The following is a 24,570-nucleotide window of genomic DNA, read 5'->3' on the forward strand; positions in this document are numbered from 1 at the left end:
TTGTTAGCTCCTAACGTGATTTAATAATGACTTGAACAACTTCAAGCCGTCAGTTCCACCTAAAATACTCTCAACGGCACGTTCTGGATGTGGCATCATCCCTAAAACATTACCTTGTTCGTTCACAACACCAGCGATGTTATCGCAACTACCGTTCGGATTGTCTTCGTAAGTGAAAACGATTTGATCGTTAGCTTTTAATTGAGCTAAAGTTTCGTCATCACAGTAATAATTACCTTCACCATGGGCGATTGGAATATCAATCACTTCTGACTCTTCGTATTGGTCGGTAAACATTGTGTCGTTATTTTGAACACGAAGCTTGGACCAATCAGAGATAAATTCCATGCTAGTGTTGTGTTGAAGCGAACCTGGTAGTAAGTTTGCTTCAGTTAAAATTTGAAATCCATTGCAGACACCCAATACCGGTTTACCTTCAGCGGCCATTTCCTTAACCGATTCCATAACTGGTGCAAAACGAGCTACGGCACCACTTCTTAGATAATCACCATAGGAGAAACCACCTGGGATTAAGACACCATCATATCCATCTAGATTAGTTGCGTCTGAAGTAACTAAATCGACGTCTTCATTTAATGAATCGCGGACTGCATAGTACATATCCATGTCACAGTTAGAGCCGGGAAAACTAATTACTGCAAATTTCATTTCGCCACTTCCTTTAAATCAAATTCAAATGATTCCATATTGTGGTTTACTAATAAGTCTTTAGCAATATCATTAACAACCTTTGATGCTTCATCTTCGCTATCAGCTTGGATGTTAACTTCAAAGTACTTACCTTGTTTAACGGCGTCGACCTTGTCGTAACCCAAACGTTGTAAGGCGTTCAATACCGCTTCACCTTGAGGATCTAAAATTGATGCTTTGTGATGAACATAAATTTGTGCTAAATACATATTTCTTCCTCCCTAAATGGCTGCTCGTAAACGATGTAGAATTTCTAGGTACCCTGGCATCATATCGCCAGCTTCTTTTCTAAAGACATCTTTATCTAGTGATTCGTTTGTGTCTTTATCAAGTAAACGACATGAATCAGGTGATATTTCATCAGCTAAAATAATTTCACCATTTTCGTTAATCCCAAACTCTAGTTTGAAATCAACTAAAGTAACGTTCATCTTGTCGAATAATCCTTTTAGGATTTGGTTAACTTTTAGACCATTAGCTTCTAGTTGAGTTAACTTATCAGCTTCGATTAAATCCAAACCAATTGCATCAGACTTCGTAACGATTGGATCGTGCAAATCATTGTCTTTATAAAAAAATTCGACAACTGGTTCTTTCAATGTTTGAAGATAATCAGTGCCGAATCTTTTTTGGAAATGTCCGGCAGCAAAGTTTCTAATTACAACTTCCAGCGGAATCATTTCAACTTTTTTATTTAATTGATCTGTTTCGTTCACACGTTCAATAAAGTGAGTATCAACGCCATTTTCGTTTAAGTATGTGAAAATCATACTTGAAATTTCGTTATTAACTGCGCCTTTGTTTTCGATTAATTCATTACGCAAACCATCCCCTGCAGTGGTGTGGTCAGTATAGTGCACACGCAATACACTTGAATCATCGGTGGTATAAAGTTCTTTAGTCTTACCTGATGTAACTAATGTAGTCATTTTAATTCTCCTCATCTAAATAATTTAACGTCTTGCAATAATTGATCGATTGATGAACCAGTCACGGTGATGTGACCCATCTTTCTTTGATGTTTAATTTCAGCCTTACCATAATCATGAAAGTTCCAATTAGGATGGTTAACTAACTCGTTTCGACCGAGTGTTAAATTGTCACCCAATAGGTTCACCATAACGGCGTTATCATTTAACTTGATATCTGGTAAAGATAGATTACAAATACTTAAAATATGTGCTTTAAATTGAGAAACATTGCAGGCCTCAATAGTGTAATGACCTGAATTATGTGGTCGTGGTGCCAGCTCGTTAACAAGAAGTCTACCATCTTCCATTAAGAAGAATTCGATTCCTAAAACACCGACTAGCTTCATTTCTGAAGCAATGTTTTCGGCAATCTGTTCAGCATTTTTATGAACCTTTCCATTAGTTCTTGCTGGTACGATACTAGTGTGTAATATATGGTCTTGATGAATATTTTCGCTAAGTGGGAAGACAATCACCTTGCCGGAAACATCTCGGTCTACCATTATGGAAACTTCCTGTACAAAAGGTTGCTTTCTTTCGTAGATCCACTCAATGCCGTCCAAGTGTTTAATGACTTCCTTTAAATCAGATTCACTATTAATGTCGAATTGACCGTGGCCATCGTAACCACCCTCTGCGGTTTTTAAAATCGCAGGAGTAGATATTTTTTGGTACGCTTTCAACAGGTCGTCGGCGTTATTTACTGGCATGTAGTCAGTAACAGGTGCTCCAATGCTTTGTAAAAAGCCCTTTTCCTTGTTTCGGTTGCTAGTGATTTCTAGTTCACTAACTGGCTGTGGGATATATGTAGTATCCGAAACCTTTTTAATTGCTTCTTGATCGACGTTTTCAAACTCATAGGTTAAAACATCTGATTTATCAGCTAACTGCTTAATGGCTGTTTCATCATCATAGTCGGCGATAATTTGAAAATCTGCAACTTGTGCTGCTGGAGCGTCAGGTGTTGGATCTAAGACTCCAACCTTATAACCCATTTCTTTGGCAACCAGTGCCATCATCTGTCCAAGCTGACCACCACCCAAAATTCCGATAGTAGCTGGTGGCAAAATTGGTTTAGTGTAATTGTTCATTACTATCAATTGCCTCCCTTGTTTGTCTTTCACGGAAATCATCTAGACTTTGCGCGATTTTGTCATTGCTAATTGCTAAAATCTGAGCCGCTAACAATGCAGCATTCTTAGCACCAGCGTCGCCAATTGCGACGGTCGCAACTGGTACTCCTGAAGGCATTTGAACGATTGATAGCAATGAATCAACTCCATTTAAGGTGCTGGTCTTAACCGGAATCCCTATTACCGGTAAAGTCGTATTTGCCGCTAACATTCCTGGTAAATGTGCTGCGCCACCCGCCGCAGCAATAATCACCTTATATTGTTCGTATTTTGCCGAACTGCCAAAAGCCTGTAATTCATTTGGCATCCGGTGAGCTGAGATTATTTTAGTGTTATAACTAATTCCTAGACTATCCAAAGTATCAATTGTTCCTTGTATTTTAGGCAAGTCAGAGATTGAACCCATTACAACTGCTACATCCATTTTTTAAAGTCTCCCCTCTAAATGGTTAAATTCATCATAACAAGTCAATTAACATTCGTCAACTAAAAAGCGAACAATATTTAAAAATAGTATATTATAGTTCGTAAAAATAGAATGTCGGCACAAAAAAAGACCAACTTAGAAAAGTCGGTCTTTTTTCACTATTTAAATTCAGAAAACGTCTTATAAATCATTTTGTACATTCGATATTGATCGTATGCATTAAATTTATCATGTAATGACACGATAATCACACGGTTCTTATTTGGTAGTTGACTGGTACTTACTAGACAGTTACCTGCCAACGGAGTGTATCCCGTCTTTAAACCATCAACGTGTAATGCTGCATCATATCTTAGTCCACCCGCTAGTAATTCATTTGCATTCTTTAGAGTTTGACCACTTTGGTGGTAGCGATAAATCTTAGCATCATTTACAACAGCTGGATATAGCTTCAATAGATGTGAAGCAATCACAGCTAGTGCTTTAGCAGATACACGGTTATAGTCATAACGTGATCCATAACGAATATAATATGGATATAAATCGGAGTTTTCCAAACCAGATGAGGAAACGAAGTGAGCTTGAGAAGCAATCCCCCATGCCTTCGCTTGTCTGTTCATCTTCTTGATGAACTTATTGTTAGTTCCAGATACCCATTGGCCAAGTGCAATGGTTGCACTATTAGATGAGGCAATTAATGAAGCCTTATACAAGTTTCTAACGCTGTACTTCTTGTTAGCTTTTAATACGTAACTGCCCAGAGAATGATGTCTACTCATTCTTGCTAAACTTGGTGATATTTTAACTTTTTGTTTCCATCCATTTTTGGTAGTTTGTGCTTTTTGAATCGCTAAGTATAATGTCATAATCTTAGCGGTCGAAGCAACGGCACGTTTGGATGTAGCATTCTTTTGGTAGTAAACCTGGTTAGTATCCATGTTCATGGCATAGGTAGCACTACTTGTCTTGTTGTACTTATCCATAGTTTTGGAGTACTTACTGTTGGCATTGGCACTTGCGCTCACAGTAACAAATGATGATCCAAGCATAAAAATAGCTAGAAACGATACCATTATGTTTTTGATTTTACTCATTTAAATTTATCCCCCTTAACGAAATCAATAGCTATATATTACAACGTTTTGACGGGATTTTAGTTTACAAATTATTACATTTATATTATGAATATTAAAAAAGGAGCCTAATAAGTAGACCCCTTTTTCTTATTACTATTTAATTGCTGATTTAACAGCTTCTTTTTCGGATTCAACCAATTCAACAGTACTTGTAATCGCTCTAGTATCCATCTTAATTTCACGGGTTAAACCTGGTGTGTCTAGTTTTGGTTCAAAGAATTCTTTGAATTCATCCAGACGGGTTCTGGTATGGAAAATGTTTGAGATAACCGTAATAAATGTAGCGAATTCCATATCACCACCAACAGTATCTTCTAGCCATTGCCATTCATTTCTGATCCAATCCCATGCGAATTGTTGACCAGCTGGATTTCTCAATACACCAGAGAACCAAGCACGTAAGTCTTGAGGTTTTACAACGCTACTGTCTTCAAAGTTAGCAACTAATTTTCCTAGTAACTTAGCATCGTTTGTTAGAGTTACTGCAGCACAAATATCTTGCTTGTAACTTGGGTCTGTTGATTGCTTGTATTCTTCGACTAATGAATCGAATTCTTCAGCGTTTGAGTAGTTCTTCATTTCATTAGCTAAGATATATACACGTGTATCAGCAGGTAATGATAATAAGTTATCTTGGTGATCTTGGAAGATTGCATGTGCGGCTTCGGCGAAATCCTTATTGCCATCATACAATGATGCACTTAAGATATATGGACGAGTTAACTTATCATTGTTACTTTCACCGTCAACACTAACTAGACCTAGTCGTTCTAGTTGTTTGTCACTTAGCTGTCTGTATAGTTTCTTCAAGTTATCTTCGTCTTCACTTCCGGGTTCAACGAACTTCTTCAAGTTGTTGGCTAGTGTGTAGACAGAATCATTAACAACATTAGATTTACTATCAGCAAATTGTTTTAATACCGGAACAACTCCTGCGTATGATACTTGCTTAGCTTCAGCTAATAAACGAAGGTCTTGTAATAATTGCATCTTATCGATTGGAGATAAGCTATTCGCATCGCTTAATATGTCAGCTTGTAATGTTTCATCATATTTAACGATAAAGTGTGAATTATTACCAATATTTACTCTAAATGGTTTTCCATTTAGCTTACGTAATTCTTGGTAGTCACCCAAATCAATAGTTTCTTCACTGAAGATGTCAGGAGCTTGGTCATAGTTAGCGTTTAAAGGAATTTGCCAACGACGGCCTTCATCCTTACCTTCACCTGTGAAAAATTGCTTTTGAGCTAGCTTCAAACGGTTATCTTCAACGTAAGCGTTCACAACTGGGTAACCTGGTTGTTCCAACCATGATTCCATAATCTTGCCCAAGTCCATACCTGCAGCCTTACCAAGTGCATCCCATAAATCAGCACCCGCAGCGTTACCGTACTTGTGAGCAGCAAAATAGTTCTTTAGACCTTCACGTAGTGCATCATCACCAATCAAGGCACGAACCATTACTAACATTCTGGCACCCTTAGCATAAACGATTGCTGCATCAAATAATGCATCAATTTCTGCTGGGTGATGGACGTCAACGTGTACTGATTGAACACCGTCCACAGCATCACGTTTTAACGCTGCAGGAACGTCTGTTGTTTGGAATACTTCCCAAATGTTCCATGAAGGTTCGATTGCATCAATTGCAACATATTCCATCATGTTCGCAAAACTCTCGTTCAACCATAAATCATCCCACCATCTCATAGTTACTAGGTCACCAAACCATTGATGAGCTAATTCATGGGCAATCACTGTAGCAACAAGTTGCTTCATTTCAAATGAAGTGTTATCTGGATCTAGCAATAGATAAGCTTCACGATAAGTTACTAGTCCCCAGTTTTCCATCGCACCTGCTGAAAAATCAGGTAGGGCTAATTGCCATGAATGTGGAAGTGGATATGGGGTTTGGTAAAAATCTTCGAAGAATTCGATTGAACGCTTGGCAATATCTAAGGCAAAATCTAATGTTTTAGCGTCATGGGCTTTAGTACCAAACACACCAACTTTAACGCCACTCTTGGTTTCAGTCATCTTGCTTTGCATATCACCAAAAGCAAATGCGACTAAATAAGTAGACATTTTTACAGTTTCGTCAAAATAATGAACGCCATTTTCAACTTTTACTTCTGGCATATTTGCTATAGCAGTTTCCCCAGGTTGTTCATCAAACTTAAGCGCTAGTTTAAACTTAGCTTTTGCTTCTGGTTCATCAATACATGGGAATGCTTGTCTAGCAAAGTTAGTTTCAAATTGAGTCCCTACAAGTTGTTTTTGTTCACCATTAACTTGGTAGTATGAGGGGTAAATTCCCATCATAGTATCTGTTAACTTAGCTGAGTATTCAATTGTTACTGCCACTTCCCCGGTCTTCCCTAAGGAAACGTTAATTACTTCATTATCATTATCCACGTTAAATTCAACGGCATCACCATCTACCAAAACGCTAGTAACATCAAAGTCTTTTTCATGAATGCCAATTTCTTCTTCACTTGCATTACCGTAAATTGTGGTCTTTCCACTAAATTTCTTTTCACTACGGTTAACATCTAAGAAAATATCGTAGTGATCAGGTTGAAATCGATTAAATAATCTAACTAATTCAGCCATCAATAACACTCCTTCTTTATCATCGTTTTCTCATTATTTTTTAATTGTACGCTATCTAAATATAAAATGCTACAAATATATTGTAGTAGCTAAAACGTTTTTATGCACATGTTAACATTTTTATATTTTTCTTTATAAAAGCTTTAATTCCTTTAACAAAACTTAACTTTATAATCATAGATATTTTTAGATAGGTAGTCTATCATTTTTATTATTAAATTAATAATAAAAGGGGAATATTTATATGAAAAAAAATTCTATTAAAACTGCCATACTTTTCTCTACCTTAGTATTTGGAACAGTTCAAGCAAATGCTTTAGTGCATCAAAATGAAACATTCTCTGTTGTGGCTCACGCTGAGAGCGACACATCTACAACAAATATTAACCAAATTAAAGATTCAACTATTAAAAACATCCTACTAACATCCGTTAATAACCAAGAAAACAAGGGATACCAAAACGCTTCAGAAATAACTAATGATGACTTACAAAATCTAACTAGCATTAACTATACTGGAAACGGATCCGATAAGATTCTTTCATTAGACAATTTCAATATAAACAGTCTACCTAACATTAAATCAATCAATATCACAAATGTTGATATGAGTAGCATCAAAGATTTAAGTCCTTTTACTCAATGGAATAAAATATCAAGTATTTCATTAAGTGGAAACAATATTTCTAGTGAACAATTAAATACATTAGGAAAATGGTCAGCAAATGATCTAACTAATTTGAATTTATCCAACAATAATATTTCAAAGCTTGCATTTTTAAAGAATATTTCAATGCCAAACATTAAATCAATTGATATTAACCACAATCAAGTGGATGATTTCACACCAGTTGTATCTCAAGACTGGACTAAACTAACTGATTTGAATGTTGGTTTTAATAACATTGAAGATATTTCTCCAATCGCAACAGTTAATTGGCCTAGTCTTCAAAACTTAAATGTCGAAAATAACAAAATTTCTGATATTTCAGTAATTTCCTCAGCAAATTGGCCAAACTTACAATATTTAGATGCTGACAACAATAACATCAGCAATATTAACGCGTTTGCTGATACTAACTGGACTAATTTACAAACAATTTCAGCTTCTGGAAATAAGATTCAAAATGTTAATGCATTAGCCGGTAAATCTTCCAAATTCAACAATTTAAACATTTTCAAAGTAAGTAATAATGAGATTAATGATATTTCATGGATGAACGGATATAGATTTAGCTATAAATCAATTGCTACTGATCAAAAAGTTAATGATAATCAAGTAATTATCAAGCCTGAAAACGGACAAAGCGTTCTGGTTCCAATAACAATTAAAGATGTAACATTGGGTAATAGTATAAACTCATCATACCTTGTAAGTGATGATGATAATGGTGCTAATTTAGAAGCATCAAATATTTCTGACCCTAATGCCACTATTATTGGAAATGACGGACAACCATTTAAACTAGTACAATCAAGTCAAACTGTTTCAAACAGTTATTCCAACGGTATTAAGGGAATCAACCTAAAATATGATGGTTCAAACACTTCCACAGTTACATTTAATTTCGCTTCTAACTTTGGTATTAATCAAAACACATATTTCACTGGACTATACACTTTAAAAGTCAACTGGGCAACTGCTAATACCCAAAGCAAAAACGTTAAAGTGACCGTAAACTATGTTGATCAAAATGGAAATCCTATTAGCAAACCGGAAACTAAGACTGTAAACTTTACTGAAACTGGTAAAAAAGTCGACGCTACTGGAGAACAAATTTGGAACAACGATTGGAAAGCCACAGGAGACACTAATTACTCATTTAGCAGCCCATCAGTTGATGGATATAAACTTGCTGATGAATCACAACAAACTATTAACGGAAATGTAAATAGTGATTCTGGTGATATAAACGAAACTGTTGTATACAAAGCTACCCAAAGTGAATCAAACTCTGACTCTAATTCAAACTCTTCCGCTTCAAGCAGTTCTAGTGCTCAATCTTCTTCTTCCAGCTCTGAAAACCAAAGCTCTAGCGCTCAATCTTCTGCTTCCAGCTCTGTAGCTCAAAGTTCTAGTGCTCAATCTTCTGCTTCTAGCTCTGAAAGCCAAAACTCTAGTGCTCAATCTTCTGCTTCTAGCTCTGTAGCTCAAAGTTCTAGTGCTCAATCTTCTGTTGCCGGCAGCCACAGCAACAATGCAGGTAATCCTACATCAAAGAAGAGTTCTACTAACACTACTCCAAGCAGCAAATCATCATCAAATCATGGTAATAACGCTGGTAATCCAAACAGAACCGTTACCATTAAGCATGTAGATCCAGCTGTGCCGGGTAACAATAACAAGGCTTCTCATCATGATGCTGAAAGTAAAAACAAGTTACCACAAACTGGTGACAAAACTGAACAAAATGTGCTAATCTCTCTTGGTGCAGTTGCAATCGCTACTGCATTAGGACTAGCTGCATTTGCTCTACGTCGTAAAAATAAATAACGATTAATCAAAAAGACCCCCGAAATTAATTCGGGGTTTTTTTAGAATAGAGAATTTAAGCGTTTTAAATCATTAATATTAAATTTACGATGCTTACCATCAACTAATTTATTACTCTTTTCGTCATGATTTACCAAACTATATTGAGATTGATCTTTAATAAATTCCTTAATAATTGCTTTTAACCACTTAGTGCTCTTAGTTTGGGTGATTTTCATCTCGACTTCTTTTTGAATAACTTGCGTAGCGTCGTTTAAATCCTTTTGTGAACTGGTAATATCATATGTATCATCGCCATAATCAAAGTATTCGTTCATAAAATTGATATATTGTGTTTCTAGACGTTTACTTGGCCACCATGCCATAAGAATTGGTCGACGATCCTTAGAAGTTGAGTTTTCCCACTTTTGCCCATTTCTAAGAATCATCTTTGGTCGATACCACGTGTTAAATGTCAGGTACCCGTCTACAGTTGATATGTTTTGTTCATCAATCTTGTAAAACGCATTATTTTTCGAATAATTGTTTTGCGGATTATACGCTGGTTTTACAATTCCTGAAGTTTCCGCTCTTGAATTCGAGATTGATAAAATCAAACCAACTCCAAACAATGCTGCCACTATCATTGCACAAGTCACAATCGACAATAGCAGTTTTTTGCGCAAGAAACTCAGCTGTCCTTTTTTCATTATAAGCACTCCTAGTTTCATATTATGATACTAATTTTACCACAAAAGAATATTTCTCTTGCTTCATTGATAAAATCATGAAATATTAGATATTATTGTTTAATTCTAGGAGATGTTTATATTGAAAGCAAAGATGTTGTTTAGGATCATCTTGTACATAATTGGACTAAATGTTTTAGCACTTGGTACAACGCTATTCGCATGCGGAAAACTCGGGGTTAGTTCGTTAGTATCTGTACCACAAACTTTATCATTTATTTTAAATACTACTTTAGGTCATGCCACTACGATGTTCTTTATTGTTTTGGTGGTCATCCAATTAATTATCATTAGAAAATTTGAATTAAAAATAGTTTTACAATTGGTCCTAGCATTTATTTTTGGTTGGCTGGTTGATTTTTATGGATTAACCGTTGGATTGAAACGAATTCCATTACAGGGATATGCTGAAAAAATCCCAGTAACTTTACTAGCTATTCTATGTACAGCATTAGGGATTTTTATGATGGTAAAAGCATCTTTCGTCCTAATTCCGGCTGATGGATTTGTTAATGTCATCAGTGATAAATTTAATAAACCATTTGGCCAAATGAAGTTTTGTTTTGACGCATCCATGATCGTCATCACAATCTTTTTAGGGTTGGCATTTTTACACCGCATTACTTCAATTGGGATTGGAACTGTTTTAGCAGTCCTTTTTGTTGGTCAATTGATTAACCTATTTAATTATATTGTGGACAAGACTAAAAAAGCTTAGAGCATTCGCTCTAAGCTTTTTTGTTATTTAAATGTACGACGATAATCTAGATAATAACTAATTATATATGCCAATACATAAAACACAATAAACTCAAAATTAATATTGTCTGACAATGCCAAATCAATATAAATTATTATTACTAAAGTGATTAATAGTGTAAATGAACGATTAATAAAATGGCTTCTTAGACATTTCTTTCGTTCTTCTTCATTATCATATTCATAATCATCTAATCCGTAACGTTTGATAACCATCGTCATATATATCGAAGAAATAAGCAATGCAAGAAAGTTAACAAATATTAAAACATTTATTACAATCATCGGACTATACAAATTGGATAATACCATCAATACAAATGTTGAAACAAAAAGATAAGTCGTTATTCCCATCGCAATTTTATTTCCAGCTTCATTAATGACACTTCTAATAAATTCATCAAAAGGTCTATTGATGCCGTAACTAAATTTAACTAATTTTGTAAAAAAAGATTCTTTCATATTCATTCACCTCATCTTTTAAATAGACGACAATACTGCATATAAATTGCCACCAAATTACCAGTAAAATAACCGATAAAAATTGGCCAAATACTTTGATACATTCCCATATATCTGAACCAAGTAGAAATCGGATACATAGCGAGTAACAAAATCAATACAGACATGAATAATCTGCTAATAATAAATCTTTTACTATAAATCTTTCGTTCTTCTTCATTATCAAATTCATAGCGATCCAATTTATTTTTTCTAATGATTCTACCTATATATGCACTTGCAACAAAATACACAAAGGTATCGGCAATAATTAAGCCACTTACTACATTCATAGGACTAAACCAACTTATCAGTACCATCAATGCATATGCTGAAATAATAAGATATACCATTAACCAAATCGCGATTTTATTTCCAGCGTCGTTAATGACGTCCTTGGCAAACTCGTCAAACGGTTTGCTAATTCCATAAAAATTTTTAACTAGTTTTATAAACAAAGGTTCCTTCACCGGTTATTCACTCCTTCATTCCAAAATAAAGTATTTAAATCTGTTTTTAGTGCTTTGGCAATATTGAAACATAGCTTCAAGCTCGGATTGTATTCTCCCTTTTCAATTAAGCTTAACGTTTGACGTGAGATCCCAACAGTCTTAGCCAAATCCTTTTGCTGCACATTTTCTTTTGTGCGTATTTCTCTAACACGATTTTCCAAAATGTTGCTCCTCTGATTATCATGTGATTTTTATATCAATTTAGGTAATATATATATTCCATATGTAAACTATATGTTACATGAATTAAAAATGCAAGTATAAAAAAAGACATCTTTTTAGACGTCTCTTTTCTTATCATTTATGATATGGACTACCTTCATTAATCATGAAGGCACGATAAATTTGTTCAGTTAGCACTAAACGCATCAATTGATGTGGCAAAGTAAAACGACCAAATGAAATTTGAGTGTCAGCACGTTTTAAAACCTTTGGTGCAAGACCAAGCGATCCACCAATCACAAAAGTAATATCTGAATGACCATATGTGGCCAACTTATCAATTTCTTTGGCGAATTCTTCAGATGCACGTTCTTTTCCAAGAATAGCTAGTGCATATACATACTCCTTGTCAGCAATCTTATCTAAAATTCTGGTTCCCTCTTTATCCATGACGTCTTGCATCTCAGATTCACTAAGGGATTCAGGCGCTTTCTCATCTGGAACTTCAATAATCCGAAACTTACAAAAACGTGATAAACGCTTGCTGTACTCATCAATTCCGGCCTTAAAATACTTTTCTTTTAATTTTCCAACCACAACTAGTTTAATATTCATTTGTGAAATCTCCTTTTTGAATTTTAGAACCACTATATTTAGTATGTGGAAATGTTGTTAACTACTACTAATATTGTCCACAGATTGTCAAGGTTTTTCACGAGTTATCCACAACTGTGTATATGCCATTTCGACCCGTGTAACACTCAAGAAATATTGACACACAGGCGTTTAACAGCACCGCGTTTTCCGTGTAACTTTCTTTTCCACAATGTTATCCACAGAGTTATCCACATGAGGTGGAAAACTAAAAAATGGCGATAATTATTGATTTTTCGGGCATATATATAGATCGAAAAAATTTTAATTCTTCTAGTTATACACCGAATGTATGTTTTTTTCTTTGTGAAAAGTTTTGGATTAAAATTTCACAAAGATTATTATACAAAATTAAGTAATCGTTCGTAAAATTTTATATAAAAAAAGCGTTGAATTTAATCAACGCTCTCATAAATAAATGGTAATTATTTAGTTGGTAATTCGCCTTCAACGATTTGGTCTAACGTTGTCATAGAAGGAATAAAGAACACGTTACCGGTCACTGGATCAGAAAAATCTAGTAAGCGGTCGGATTGCCCAAACATGTTTTCAAGCATGCGCTTAGTAACTGTCCAATGTCTAGCATAACCAATGAAGTATGTTCCGGTCTTACCTGAACTAGGATCTGAGAATGGGACATTCATTCTGACAATCTTGTGTTCAACACCATCGTCGTTATCTTGAGATGCGACGTTATGAGAATTTTCCAATTTTTCGTCATCTTCTAATTCTAAATCGGAGTATTTTTTTCTTCCGATAGCCTTTTCTTGGTCTTCCGTCTTTAATGCATTCCAAGCATCCATGTTGTGGATGTATTTTTGGGCAAATGCGTATGAACCATTTTCAAAATCAGGATCTTCATCCCCAATAATAGCGTATCCTGAAGCCTTTTGAATTTCAGGATTTTCAGTTCCATCAACAAATCCGATGATAGCTCGACCTTCAAAATATCTAAATCCCTTTGTTTCATCTTCAACGGTTGCAAAATCACGGTAGTAATTTCTAATTTGACTAGCAACTTCATATACAACTGCTTCTGAATCAGCACGAATGTGGATAAATAAATCGGCAGGTGTTGATGGTGAAGTATATTTAGGTCCCTTCACTGGTTTAAAGTCTTCTAATTCTTGTGGCTTCTTCGCGTCAGCAAATAGATAATCCCATGCTGAGTTAGAGAACCCAAACGCTACTTTCAAATGTTCTTCAGGATATCTGATATTCATTGAACGTAAAATGGCTTGTTCTCTAGATACTAATTCGACAACTTTTTCACGGTCATCGTCTGCGTTACTTCTATTAATAGTTAATGTCGTAAATAATACATTTTTTCCCGCATCTTTATATACGTCTTGTGCATCAGTAGGATCGAATGGCATGGTAGTACCTTCTTTCGTTATTTATAATGATTATAAACTAATAATCAATATTATTATAACTCATTTTAAACATGATGAACGATAAAAATTAAAAAAATTATTAAAATTTTGAGCATATATTATCATAAGTTTTTATTTAGCATTACAATGTTGGTGTATAAACATAAAGGGGGAATTATTCATGACCAAACTAACTACTGATGAAGGTCAACCATGGGCAGATAACAATCATTCATTAACTGCCGGAAATCGTGGCCCTGTTTTATTACAAGACTACCAATTAATTGAAAAATTAGCTCACTTTAACCGTGAACGTATTCCAGAAAGAGTAGTCCACGCTAAAGGCGCCGGTGCTAAGGGTGTTTTCACTCTTACCCGTGACATGAGCGATTATACAAAAGCAGACTTGTTCAACGGTAAAGGCAAGCAAACACCTCTTACCATTCGTTTCTCTGAAGTTGCTGGTGAATCAGGTTATCCTGATACCATCAGAGATGTGCGCGGTTTCGCAATGAAGTTCTACACTAATGAAGGAAATTACGACATCGTTGGTAACAACACACCTATCTTCTTTGTTAATGATCCTTTGAAGTTCCCAGACTTCATTCACTCACAAAAACGTGACCCTGCTACCCATCTTCGTTCAGAAGATATGCAATGGGACTTCTGGTCACACTCACCTGAATCACTTCACCAAGTAACCTATTTAATGGGTGACCGTGGTAATCCTGCTAGCTACGCTAACATGAATGGTTACGGTTCACATACATTCAAGTGGGTTAACGCCAAAGGAGAAGTTTACTGGGTTAAGTACCACTTCATCTCAGAACAAGGCGTTAAGAACATGACCGAAGACCAAGCCTCCAAGGTCGCTTCTGAAAACACTGACTACTTAATTCAGGATTTATATGACCGTATTAAGAATGGTGACTATCCTAAGTGGAAGGTATGTGTTCAATTAATTCCCTATGAAGAAGGATTAAATTACAAGTACGACATTTTTGATGTTACCAAGACCGTTTCTCACAAGGACTACCCACTACAAGAAATCGGTGAGTTCGTATTAAACGAAAACCCTGAAAACTACTTCAATGATGTTGAAGAAGCATCATTCTCTCCTGCTAACCTAGTTCCAGGAATTGAACCTTCAATGGATAAACTATTACAAGGTCGTTTATTTGCTTATAAAGACGCCGCTAGATACCGTTTAGGTGCCAACTACGAACATCTTCCTGTTAATAGTCCAAAAAACGAAGTTCATAACTATGCTCGTGACGGTTATATGTCCCAAGGTCAAAATGGTGACGTTAACTACGAACCAAATCAATATGAAGATGCTCCACACGAAGATCCTCATGCAAAGATTAAGCCATTTGCAGTTGAAGGCGAAGCCAACAGCTACAAGACCTATGACGAAGACCCATACTCACAAGCTGGTGCACTATATCACGTCTACTCAGACGATGAAAAAGACCGCTTAATTCAAGCTATCAAGAAACACCTAGGTAGCGTTAAGAGCCATGATACAAAAGTACGTCAAACTAAGCTATTCTACCGTGCAGATCATGACTATGGTAAACGCGTCGCAGACGCTTTAGGCCTAAATATGGATGAAATTTCTGAATAATTGATAAAAATTACGCTGGTATGATTGTTGTCATACCAGTGTTTTTTTGACTTTTGTTTCAGCAATGTAACAATTAATAATATAACTGTAACCATGTAATAACGTTACTGATATATAACTTCGATATAGTATTAACCATCATAAGAAATCGAAAGAAAAAATTTTTAAGGTATATATAAAGGAGTTATGTTTCTTGAATAACGTTACAAAATCTTTTATCAAATTCACAGTAATCGCATTTACATCATTATTAATTTTATTTGCAATTAATTTCGCTAAAAACGACATTCATGCTGATGCCTCAGTTAACTGGCAACACGTTGCTGAAAAGAATCTAAGCAAGAAAAACATCGCCGCAAGACGCTGGATTTCATTTCACGAATCAACTAACAGATATCATGCAAGAAACGGTGTTTGTTACGGTAAGTTCCAATTAGATATCAGCTACCTACATGGTGATAAATCAAAGAAGAACCAAGAATTAACTGCCAACAGATACGTTGCTAGTCGTTACGGTTCATGGGTTAACGCCAAGAAATTCTGGCAAAGACACCACTGGTACTAAAATAAAAAACAGCTTAGCTAATCGCTAGGCTGTTTTTTTTATTGTCTAAACATAATTGTTTTGTTATCCGCTTGAAGAATTTCTTGATATAACATGTGTGCAGATTCGATAGTTTGGTTAGATAAAGTCCAATACTTACCTTCTAGGTTAGTAACATCTTTTAAATCACTAAGATCAATTTCAGTTCTTATGATGTATTCAGCAGCAAAATTATTGTTATCGATTACTAAATGCTGGCTACCATCAATGGAATAACTAGGATTACTCTCAAAAACATCGACGATATCTTGTAGCAAGGCGTTGGCGGTTGGTTTTCTTCCAGCCCCTTGACCTAAGAAACCTAGTGGTCCAATCGTGTCCCCGGATAGTTGGACGTAGTTCAAATTGCCATTAACGTTCGCAACGGTATTATCAACCGGTAATAATGTTGGTTCAATTGAAATAGCTAGTTTATCTTGATTATACAAGCTCGCCTTTCCAATTAATTTAATATTCATATTACGACTCGAGAAGAAATCAACATCTTCCTTTAGTAAATTTCTAATACCGATTTTCTTAATCGCATCCCCTGGTTTAACAATTGTATTAAACGCTAAATCAGTGGAAATACATAACTTATTTTCAACATCATAACCATCGATGTCAGCTGTCGGATCAGCTTCAGCGTAACCTAAATCTTGCGCCTGCTTCAGTGCTTCGGCAAAGCTAACGTGTTGGTGTGCGATTGCATCAATAATGAAGTTACTAGTTCCATTTAGGATTCCTCCTATCGATTGAACATCGTCAATTCGTAGCGCTCTTTTGAGGTTTTGAATCCATGGTATTCCACCGGCGACACTTGGTTCAAAGCGAAACGAAACATGATTTCGTGCGGCCTCATGGATAAATTCTTCCATATACTTAGCTACAACTGCTTTATTGGCAGTAACCACATTCTTATGAGCTTTAAAAGCATCCATAATCATCTCATAAGCTGGGTGAATGCCACCCAATGTTTCTACAATCACCTTAATGTCATCATTATCTAAAATTGATTGATAATCATTAGTCTTATTTTGATTTGCATCTACTTTTTCTTTTCTTACCCATATGGCTGATACGTTTAACTTTTCGTTAAGTCGTGGGCTCTCATCGATAATTTCTTTAACCCCACCACCGACGGTTCCAAGTCCTAAAATCGCGATATCCAAACCGATCACATCTTTTCTTTTGTATGTATATAATAAACACTTGTTTTTTATTAATAAACAGATTATCATGTAATCAAATCTTTTTCAACCACACAGGAGGATATCAATTATGGAAAAATACACTAGCACTAGAGATAAAAATATCGAAATTAGTTCGTTTGATGCGATTATCAAGGGCTTTTCGGATGACGGTGGCTTATTCGTTCTGCCAGACTTAGCCAGTCATAATATTAATATCGATAAAGTTATCGACCAAAGTTACCAAGAAATTGCCTTCGATGTTGTTAAAGCATTGCTACCTGAATTTTCAGACTTCCAAATCGCCAACAGCATTCACGAAGCATACGATGATGGTTTCGATGATTACGAAATTACACCTATTAAAGATGTCGATAACTTCTCAGTTCTAGAATTATTCCATGGTCCCACCTGTGCATTCAAAGACGTCGGACTTCAATTATTACCAAAACTAATGCAACAATGCCTACCTGAAAACAAGCACGTAATGGTACTAGCAGCTACTAGTGGTGACACCGGTACTGCTGCCCTTGCTGGTTTTAAAGATGTCGACAAGATGGGGGCAATGGTCTTCTACCCACAAAACGGAGTCAGCATGGTACAAAAACAGCAAATGTTGACCACTAAGGGTTACAATACCAGAGTTGCTGCTATCAATGGTAATTTTGACGACGCGCAAACTAACGTCAAAAAAATCTTCAACAACCAAGTACTAAAGGAAAAAATTGGTGATGGCAACTCACTATCAAGTGCTAACTCAATTAATATCGGTCGTTTAGTTCCACAAATCGTTTACTATTTCGATGCTTACAAGCAAATGGTCAAAAACGGGAAAATAAACGTTGGGGACGAAATCATCTTCACCGTCCCTACCGGAAACTTTGGGGATGTTTTAGCCGGATACTACGCCAAGTTATTAGGACTACCCGTGAAGAAACTAGTAATTGCATGTAACTCAAATAAAGTCTTAGCAGATTTCTTTGAAAATGGTGTTTATGATCGTAACCGTCCATTTTTTAAGACAATTGCGCCAAGTATGGATATCCAAATTTCTAGCAACTTCGAACGTCTTTTGTATTACAAGAGCGGTGAAAACGTTGATTATGTAAAGGCACTAATGGATGACTTAGAACATGATGGCAAGTATGAAGTACTTCCAGAAATATTGGCATCCATCAAAGAAGATTTCATCTGCGGATACAGTGATGATGAAGAAATAAAAGCATCCATTAAGGAAGTCTTTGAAAAATATCACTACCTAATGGATCCGCACACTGCTTCCGGATACCGTGTTACACGTGAAACACAAGCTAATTATCCAGATACACCTGTCGTAATGCTAAGTACAGCTAGTCCATATAAATTTGTCGACGCAGTTGCTGATGCCATCATCGGCGAACACCGTCAAAATCCAATTGAAACTAGTGATCTATTAGTTGAAAAGACTGGAATCGAAATGCCAGAACAACTAAGACAAATCTGGCACGATGAAGCTATTGTCCCTGCCAAAATCAATCCTGAAGAAATGGAAGAATTGGTGGTCGATACAATAAAGGATGTGTTTGAAAATGATAAAAGTAAGAGTTCCCGCAACTAGCGCAAATATCGCGATGGGTTACGACTGTCTAGGCATGGCCATCAACCTATTTACAGCGATTGAAATTGAATATTCTGAAAAATTCAATATCACCGGTTGTGATGAAGCTTTCCAAAATGAAGACAATCTGGTCTATCAAGGATTTATTCAAGGATGTAAATATTTAAAAAGAGCGGTTCCTACCATCTCAATTGATATTCAAAGCGAAATTCCAGAATCACGTGGTCTAGGTAGCTCATCTGCTTGTATCGTCGGTGGAATAATTGGTGCATTTGAATACTTCAAAAAAGATGTCGATAAGGACGTCATCCTCCAAATTGCCACTGCCATGGAAGGACATCCCGACAACGTTGCTCCTGCCATCTATGGTGGATTATGTATGGCATTTGAAGATAGCAATGGTCACTATGACATTATCAAGTACCCCATAGATGATTCTTACTACTTCACTGCGATCATTCCGGACTTCAAAGTATCCACCAGCGAAGCCAGAAAAATTGTCCCTAAAGAAGTTAAAACTTCAACCGTAGCCCATCAACTCTCTCATTGTTTAGCAATGTTAAACGCCCTATCCAATGGTGACATAAAACAACTAAACGATTCCATCGATGATCGTTTGCATGAGCCCTACCGTCAAAAACTAATCAAAGGATTTGATGATATTAAAAATATCGTCAAATCAAATGATTCTATCGTATATATCAGCGGAAGCGGATCAACGCTAATAATCATTAGTAATTCAACTGATAGACGTGATAAAATAATAGAAGCGTTGCAAAAACGATTCGAAAAATTCGACATTAAAAATGTTGAAATCATGAACTAACGGTGGTGAGAACAATCAGTAAGTACTATATTGTCGATGACTCGCTTCTACCAGAAGCATTCGGGAAGGTCATTGAAGCAAGAAAAATGATTGATAACGGGGAAGTCAAAAACGTCAGTGAAGCCGTCAAAAAAGTCGGCATCAGTCGTGCTAGTTACTACAAGTACAAGGACTACGTTTACGAAGCCCAACAATCATCATGGCAACGAAAAGCCGTTATTTCATTTTTACTAAGTCATAAAAGTGGTATCTTATCCAAGGTTTTGAATTCCATTTCAAACCGTGATGCCAACATCTTAACTATCAACCAAAATATCCCCATTAATGATTCAGCCAGTGTCGTGATTTCACTGGACTTGAGTCAAATGGATGGAACAATCGATGAATTAATCGCAGATATCAGTTCAATTGATGGAACAAACAAGGTTAACCTAGTCGCTGTTGAGTAATTAGAAAAGAGATGCTAACACTCGGTCTAATACATAGAATGGTAATTACAATCCATAAATTACAATTTATGGATTACACTTTCATGTTTAATTCAGGCCATTCTACTTATACCCATCCGTATAGGCAAGGAGATTTAAATGATAATAAAAAAGACTCAGCAATCGCTGAGTCTTTTTTAGATTGTGCTTGTTTTGGTCTTGGTCATATATGATGCCGGTTGTTCTTTAGCAACTAATGCAGCAACGTTTCTCATATGATCACCGAAGATATTGATTAATTCTTGAATATGATCATATTCAGGATGTTCTGATAGTCGTTTCAATCTAGTACAAATCACACGACGTTCACGACTCTTAAAGCATAACTTCAATTGACGGCTAACCGTTAGCATCTTCGCTAAGCAGTATACATTAACTGTCATTGGAGCTGAGCCCATCATTTGATCATAAATTGCCTCAATAATTTCTTGGTTAGTTTGATTTTTGGGTACAAAGGTTCTTACCTTGTGTACCAATCCCTTTTTCTTTTCTAAAACATGGCCACCCTCATAAAACTGTTCACCTAACGCCATGTAAGTATGTTTCATTACATCAATGTTTTGCAAAAGTTTTGCCATGATTGTATCCACATCTTCATTCTTATTACGGATGATTAAATCCATAAAAGAATTCAAGAAGTATAACTTGTGTGGTAAATTGTCGACTATGTCGATTCGGTTATCTTCACCTAATTTAATTACACCTGCAGCCGCTAAGTCTAACAAACAGCTATCTACAAAATAAGCACGTAGACGAACATTTTTTAGCATTACGCGGCTATCTTTAGACTTACTAGTAATTAAAAAGTACATTTCAGCAGTTGTAAGAGCCATAATATAGCCTCCATGAGTAGAATAAAAGTATTCTAACACTTATTTGTCTTTTTTGTTACCTTTTTTTCTTTCGACTTCATTTCTAATCTTAATCGCTCGTTCAAAATTATTGGTGAACACCCCAGCAACGTTACGTTTCATAATGAAACGTAATCGAAGATTGCCGTTAACGGTCCAGATGCGTTCAACGTCTTCAATATCAGGTTGGTAAAAACGAAGGTGCAATGCATCTAGGTGATTAGCAGCCATGAATTCCCTAGGATTGTCAATCCGATTACCGGTCAAGAATGCAAACTTAGCATCGTGGGTAATAGTTTGAGCAATCTTAATTGAGGACAAATTAAAAGACGAGTAAATAATTGGGTGAATTAATTCGTATTCATCCACCATTTTAATAACGATTTCTTCAATGTTCTTGTAGTGAATCTTATTGGTCTTGAATTCTAAGTTAACGTAGACATCCCTGCCCTCGACTAATTCTAAGACCTCCTGTAGCTTTGGAATTGGTTCGTAATTAGACAATGAAAAACGTGATAATTCTTCATATGTATAATCCTTTACATATCCTCTACCATCAGTTGTGCGATCAATTCGTTCATCATGAATTACGACGGGGACGTTGTCCTTGGTTAAATGAACATCAAATTCTAACCCTTCAATATGGTTATGCAGTGAATAACGAAATCCTTGTAGCGAATTTTCTGGGTATAAATCTGGTACACCACGATGACCATAAATTACAGTTTTCATTTGAAAGCCCCCCTCATTTTTCTTTTCCCTAATCAATAATAATGCTATTTTTTTATTTTGCAACCAAAGTCTATATAAATGTTACAATAAACTTATTCAAAGATAAGAGGTGTGCCATGATTTACGCAATCATCAGTTTCTCAGCCAGTTACATAATGTTTGTCTTTTGCCTATTTCAAGGCGTTTTAGACATGTCTGGTCAAATTAACGAACTACATAAAGCAGAACACTCCGCAAAAAAATATCATCCAATGAGAGCGGGTCTATGGATGATTCCACCATTAAAAATCATGCTGGAACGAAACCGTTTGAAAAAGATTTTGTTAAACGCTAAATCAGATACCGACATCAAAAAATTCAGGGCTTTTTACAATGTTTCGAACCAATCAACTGCATGGGCCTACATCTCATTTGCCTGCATGCTAGACTCGATTGTATCAATTAAAACACTATTCGATGCCTTTAGATGGCACCTATCAATTCCAGTCTTCATTATTTTATCACTACTTATTATCATCGCCGGATATGCACAAGTCATGTATCGCGTATCCGATGATCGTAAGGAAAAAATCGGGGCCAAAATTAATCGACTAAAAAAACAATAATTGCGTGATGTCGTTTTGTTTTTATGCCATTTAACGTTATAATTTAGATATCACAACTCGCGGAGGAAATTATGATCATAAACGACAAAAAACTACATATGATTACCAAAGCTTTGGATAATTCACTTCGAATTAAGATTTTGTATTATTTAGAAGCCAACAATCAAAGTAATGTGTCCAACTTAATGAATTACTTTGAAACTTCCCAACCAAACATCTCTCGCCATTTGAAGATATTAGCGGATGCTAACCTAGTCTACAGTCAAAAAGATGGCCAGGAAAGAATTTATCAATTAAGTGATAACCACGTTTCTCAACTATTAGGAACTTTGAAAACCCATATTAATGATTAAGAAACATCATTCTTGACATATGCCGAATTTAGATATATAACTATATTTGTTATATAACAGAATTCGGTATATTTTTATTTGGAGGCACATAATGAAAAAAATTAAAGTAGTCGGTCTAATTGCTTTTATCAGCATGTTTATAGTTATACTTGCTGGTTGCTCTTCTACCAAGGCAAATGACCCTAAGAAAAGTATTAATGTTACTTCTTCGGTAAACTTCTATGGTGAAGTTGCTAAAAACGTTTTAGGTAAGTACGGTACGGTAACATCAATCATCAACAACCCCAATATTGACCCACATGATTTCAACCCTTCCAGTTCAGACGCCAAGAACGTTTATAAGGCTAACCTAGTGATTTACAACGGTCTAGGTTACGACTCATGGGCACAAAAACTTACCAGCAGCAACAACGATGTTGATTCAATCAACGTCGGTAGTCTAATGGGTAAAAAGACTGGCGATAATCCGCATATTTGGTACAACGTTGCCACAATGGAAAAACTGGCTAACACTCTAGCTGACAAGTTCGCTAAACTACAACCAAAACACAAGAAAGAATTTGAAGCTAATGCCAAGGCATACATTACCAAACTAAAAGTTCTAAACACTCAACTTGATGACATCAAGAAGAACAAGATGAGCAAACCAGTCGCAGTTTCAGAACCCGTTTTCGATTACTCTCTAGAAAACATGGGTTACAAGGTATCAGACACTTCATTTGAAGAAGCAACAGAAAAGGACAACGATCCAAGTCCAAAATCCATTCGTTCACTTCAAGAAGACATCAAGAACCACAAGCTTTCATTCTTCGTTGTTAATAAGCAAGTTAACAGCAAGACCGTTAACAACTTAGTAAAACTAGCGAAGGAAAACAACCTACCAATCGTCTACGTGACTGAAACTAAGCCAAGTAATGAACCTAACTACATTTCATGGATGCAAAACCAATACAAAGAAATTCAAGCAATCCAAAAATCTAAATAATTTGAAGTAAAAAAGATAAAATATTAGTATATAATGTAGTTAGAAAATATATTTGGACGAAGGAGTTTGAACCATTATGGCAATTGCACTAGTAAATGAAATGTTTAACGAATTTAACGATCCTGATTTAAGTTACAAGGATTCCAGAGATGGATACACTGAATGGTTTAAATTATCATTTCTAGTGGATGACGGTTACCACAAGTTTGAAGATGGTAAGCGCAAATTCATTCCCAAATATGACGAAGAATTACAAGAAGTTATGAGTAACTTCTTGAATAAGTACCAAAAGGAATTCGAATCATCATTCATCAACGAAAAAGAATTTGAAGTTCTAGATCGTACCAAGGAAATTGTAAAAGACTTAAAGCAAACCCTTGAAAAAGAATTTTTAATCGAAGATAAGATTAGTTTATTTGGTATCGATTTAGTTGGTAGTTGGCAAGCATTCAAGAGTTCTGGTTCTTCTAAACTAGAACAACGCTTCTACAGCGACATAACTAACCACGTTGAAAAGAAACACCAAAAATAATTAAAAAAGCAGCTAAGAAAT

General features: G+C 35.7%; 27 protein-coding genes. 11 read left to right on the top strand and 16 right to left on the bottom strand.

From position 1 onward, the window contains the following. Positions 1-3 precede the first annotated feature (3 nt). The 7 genes from purQ to RZ79_RS06480 form a co-directional block, all read right to left on the bottom strand. Complete coding sequence (purQ, locus tag RZ79_RS06450; protein WP_041153149.1) at positions 4-669, bottom strand: phosphoribosylformylglycinamidine synthase subunit PurQ; 666 nt, start codon at positions 667-669, stop codon at positions 4-6. Then, a complete protein-coding gene (gene purS, locus RZ79_RS06455) occupies positions 666-920 on the bottom strand; it encodes a phosphoribosylformylglycinamidine synthase subunit PurS (RefSeq protein WP_034531295.1) in 255 nt (84 codons plus the stop codon). Before purS ends, purQ begins: the two co-directional genes overlap by 4 nt. A gap of 12 nt (positions 921-932) precedes the next feature. Further along, positions 933-1,640: a phosphoribosylaminoimidazolesuccinocarboxamide synthase gene (purC, locus tag RZ79_RS06460; protein WP_237756548.1), complete on the bottom strand. Its 708-nt coding sequence runs from the start codon at positions 1,638-1,640 to the stop codon at positions 933-935. 11 nt (positions 1,641-1,651) lie between these two features. Beyond that, the gene (gene purK / locus RZ79_RS06465; protein ID WP_054450769.1) at positions 1,652-2,773 is read right to left on the bottom strand and encodes a 5-(carboxyamino)imidazole ribonucleotide synthase; all 1,122 of its coding nucleotides are present in this window, start codon (positions 2,771-2,773) and stop codon (positions 1,652-1,654) included. Further along, complete coding sequence (purE, locus tag RZ79_RS06470; RefSeq protein WP_034531300.1) at positions 2,757-3,239, bottom strand: 5-(carboxyamino)imidazole ribonucleotide mutase; 483 nt, start codon at positions 3,237-3,239, stop codon at positions 2,757-2,759. The genes purK and purE overlap by 17 nt, the downstream gene beginning before the upstream one ends. Positions 3,240-3,400: 161 nt before the next feature. Further along, entirely contained in the window at positions 3,401-4,336 is a 936-nt protein-coding gene (locus tag RZ79_RS06475) for a D-alanyl-D-alanine carboxypeptidase family protein (RefSeq protein ID WP_054450770.1), read from the bottom strand. 135 nt (positions 4,337-4,471) lie between these two features. Beyond that, entirely contained in the window at positions 4,472-6,994 is a 2,523-nt protein-coding gene (locus tag RZ79_RS06480) for a M1 family metallopeptidase (RefSeq protein ID WP_054450772.1), read from the bottom strand. 244 nt (positions 6,995-7,238) lie between these two features. Here RZ79_RS06480 and RZ79_RS06485 point away from each other — a divergent pair, with 244 nt between their 5' ends. Continuing rightward, positions 7,239-9,488: a leucine-rich repeat domain-containing protein gene (locus RZ79_RS06485; protein ID WP_054450774.1), complete on the top strand. Its 2,250-nt coding sequence runs from the start codon at positions 7,239-7,241 to the stop codon at positions 9,486-9,488. Positions 9,489-9,529: 41 nt separating this feature from the next. Here RZ79_RS06485 and RZ79_RS06490 read toward each other — a convergent pair whose 3' ends face one another. Continuing rightward, the gene (locus RZ79_RS06490) at positions 9,530-10,177 is read right to left on the bottom strand and encodes a glycoside hydrolase family 70 protein (RefSeq protein ID WP_054450775.1); all 648 of its coding nucleotides are present in this window, start codon (positions 10,175-10,177) and stop codon (positions 9,530-9,532) included. A 121-nt stretch (positions 10,178-10,298) separates the two neighbouring features. On the opposite strand from RZ79_RS06490, the gene RZ79_RS06495 reads away from it, so the two are divergent. Continuing rightward, positions 10,299-10,934: a YczE/YyaS/YitT family protein gene (locus tag RZ79_RS06495; RefSeq protein ID WP_054450777.1), complete on the top strand. Its 636-nt coding sequence runs from the start codon at positions 10,299-10,301 to the stop codon at positions 10,932-10,934. 23 nt (positions 10,935-10,957) lie between these two features. On the opposite strand, the gene RZ79_RS06500 is transcribed toward RZ79_RS06495, so the two are convergent. From RZ79_RS06500 to RZ79_RS06520, 5 genes are all read right to left on the bottom strand, one after another. Continuing rightward, positions 10,958-11,437, bottom strand: coding sequence for a DUF3278 domain-containing protein (locus tag RZ79_RS06500; RefSeq protein ID WP_054450778.1), 480 nt, complete (start codon positions 11,435-11,437; stop codon positions 10,958-10,960). Between the two features lie 11 nt (positions 11,438-11,448). Beyond that, entirely contained in the window at positions 11,449-11,946 is a 498-nt protein-coding gene (locus tag RZ79_RS06505; RefSeq protein WP_054450780.1) for a DUF3278 domain-containing protein, read from the bottom strand. Then, positions 11,943-12,149 (bottom strand): helix-turn-helix transcriptional regulator, encoded by a 207-nt coding sequence (locus RZ79_RS06510; RefSeq protein ID WP_054450782.1) that lies wholly within the window; start codon positions 12,147-12,149, stop codon positions 11,943-11,945. Before RZ79_RS06510 ends, RZ79_RS06505 begins: the two co-directional genes overlap by 4 nt. Positions 12,150-12,285: 136 nt before the next feature. Then, complete coding sequence (gene rlmH / locus RZ79_RS06515) at positions 12,286-12,765, bottom strand: 23S rRNA (pseudouridine(1915)-N(3))-methyltransferase RlmH (protein WP_053792152.1); 480 nt, start codon at positions 12,763-12,765, stop codon at positions 12,286-12,288. A 464-nt stretch (positions 12,766-13,229) separates the two neighbouring features. Beyond that, on the bottom strand, positions 13,230-14,180 hold the full coding sequence (locus RZ79_RS06520; RefSeq protein ID WP_034531312.1) for a Dyp-type peroxidase: 951 nt from the start codon (positions 14,178-14,180) through the stop codon (positions 13,230-13,232). A 181-nt stretch (positions 14,181-14,361) separates the two neighbouring features. Here RZ79_RS06520 and RZ79_RS06525 point away from each other — a divergent pair, with 181 nt between their 5' ends. Next, positions 14,362-15,807 (top strand): catalase, encoded by a 1,446-nt coding sequence (locus RZ79_RS06525; RefSeq protein ID WP_041153161.1) that lies wholly within the window; start codon positions 14,362-14,364, stop codon positions 15,805-15,807. A 253-nt stretch (positions 15,808-16,060) separates the two neighbouring features. Continuing rightward, on the top strand, positions 16,061-16,372 hold the full coding sequence (locus RZ79_RS06530) for an aggregation-promoting factor C-terminal-like domain-containing protein (protein ID WP_474857985.1): 312 nt from the start codon (positions 16,061-16,063) through the stop codon (positions 16,370-16,372). 38 nt (positions 16,373-16,410) lie between these two features. On the opposite strand, the gene RZ79_RS06535 is transcribed toward RZ79_RS06530, so the two are convergent. Next, positions 16,411-17,562, bottom strand: a complete 1,152-nt coding sequence (locus RZ79_RS06535; RefSeq protein ID WP_054450786.1) for a homoserine dehydrogenase — start codon at positions 17,560-17,562, stop codon at positions 16,411-16,413. Positions 17,563-17,671: 109 nt separating this feature from the next. Here RZ79_RS06535 and thrC point away from each other — a divergent pair, with 109 nt between their 5' ends. The 3 genes from thrC to RZ79_RS06550 are packed head-to-tail and all read left to right on the top strand — an operon-like array spanning position 17,672 to position 20,452. Beyond that, a complete protein-coding gene (gene thrC, locus RZ79_RS06540; RefSeq protein ID WP_237756549.1) occupies positions 17,672-19,177 on the top strand; it encodes a threonine synthase in 1,506 nt (501 codons plus the stop codon). After that, positions 19,149-20,003: a homoserine kinase gene (gene thrB / locus RZ79_RS06545; RefSeq protein WP_054450790.1), complete on the top strand. Its 855-nt coding sequence runs from the start codon at positions 19,149-19,151 to the stop codon at positions 20,001-20,003. The genes thrC and thrB overlap by 29 nt, the downstream gene beginning before the upstream one ends. Before the next feature lie 14 nt (positions 20,004-20,017). Next, positions 20,018-20,452, top strand: coding sequence for an ACT domain-containing protein (locus RZ79_RS06550; protein ID WP_054450826.1), 435 nt, complete (start codon positions 20,018-20,020; stop codon positions 20,450-20,452). A gap of 176 nt (positions 20,453-20,628) precedes the next feature. On the opposite strand, the gene RZ79_RS06555 is transcribed toward RZ79_RS06550, so the two are convergent. Then, on the bottom strand, positions 20,629-21,324 hold the full coding sequence (locus tag RZ79_RS06555) for a GPP34 family phosphoprotein (RefSeq protein ID WP_053795908.1): 696 nt from the start codon (positions 21,322-21,324) through the stop codon (positions 20,629-20,631). A gap of 39 nt (positions 21,325-21,363) precedes the next feature. Beyond that, the gene (locus RZ79_RS06560) at positions 21,364-22,074 is read right to left on the bottom strand and encodes a glycerophosphodiester phosphodiesterase family protein (protein ID WP_054450792.1); all 711 of its coding nucleotides are present in this window, start codon (positions 22,072-22,074) and stop codon (positions 21,364-21,366) included. 116 nt (positions 22,075-22,190) lie between these two features. Here RZ79_RS06560 and RZ79_RS06565 point away from each other — a divergent pair, with 116 nt between their 5' ends. The 4 genes from RZ79_RS06565 to RZ79_RS06580 all read left to right on the top strand — a co-directional run bounded on the left by RZ79_RS06565 (position 22,191) and on the right by RZ79_RS06580 (position 24,549). Next, positions 22,191-22,679, top strand: a complete 489-nt coding sequence (locus RZ79_RS06565) for a hypothetical protein (protein WP_054450794.1) — start codon at positions 22,191-22,193, stop codon at positions 22,677-22,679. A gap of 71 nt (positions 22,680-22,750) precedes the next feature. Then, positions 22,751-23,032 carry an ArsR/SmtB family transcription factor gene (locus RZ79_RS06570; protein ID WP_237756550.1) on the top strand — a complete coding sequence of 94 codons (282 nt, stop codon included), beginning with the start codon at positions 22,751-22,753 and terminating at the stop codon, positions 23,030-23,032. 91 nt (positions 23,033-23,123) lie between these two features. After that, complete coding sequence (locus RZ79_RS06575; RefSeq protein WP_054450796.1) at positions 23,124-24,017, top strand: metal ABC transporter solute-binding protein, Zn/Mn family; 894 nt, start codon at positions 23,124-23,126, stop codon at positions 24,015-24,017. A gap of 76 nt (positions 24,018-24,093) precedes the next feature. Next, entirely contained in the window at positions 24,094-24,549 is a 456-nt protein-coding gene (locus RZ79_RS06580) for a hypothetical protein (RefSeq protein ID WP_034531352.1), read from the top strand. Positions 24,550-24,570: the final 21 nt, after the last annotated feature.

It is taken from the genome of Apilactobacillus kunkeei DSM 12361 = ATCC 700308 (assembly GCF_001281265.1).
GTDB lineage: Bacteria > Bacillota > Bacilli > Lactobacillales > Lactobacillaceae > Apilactobacillus > Apilactobacillus kunkeei.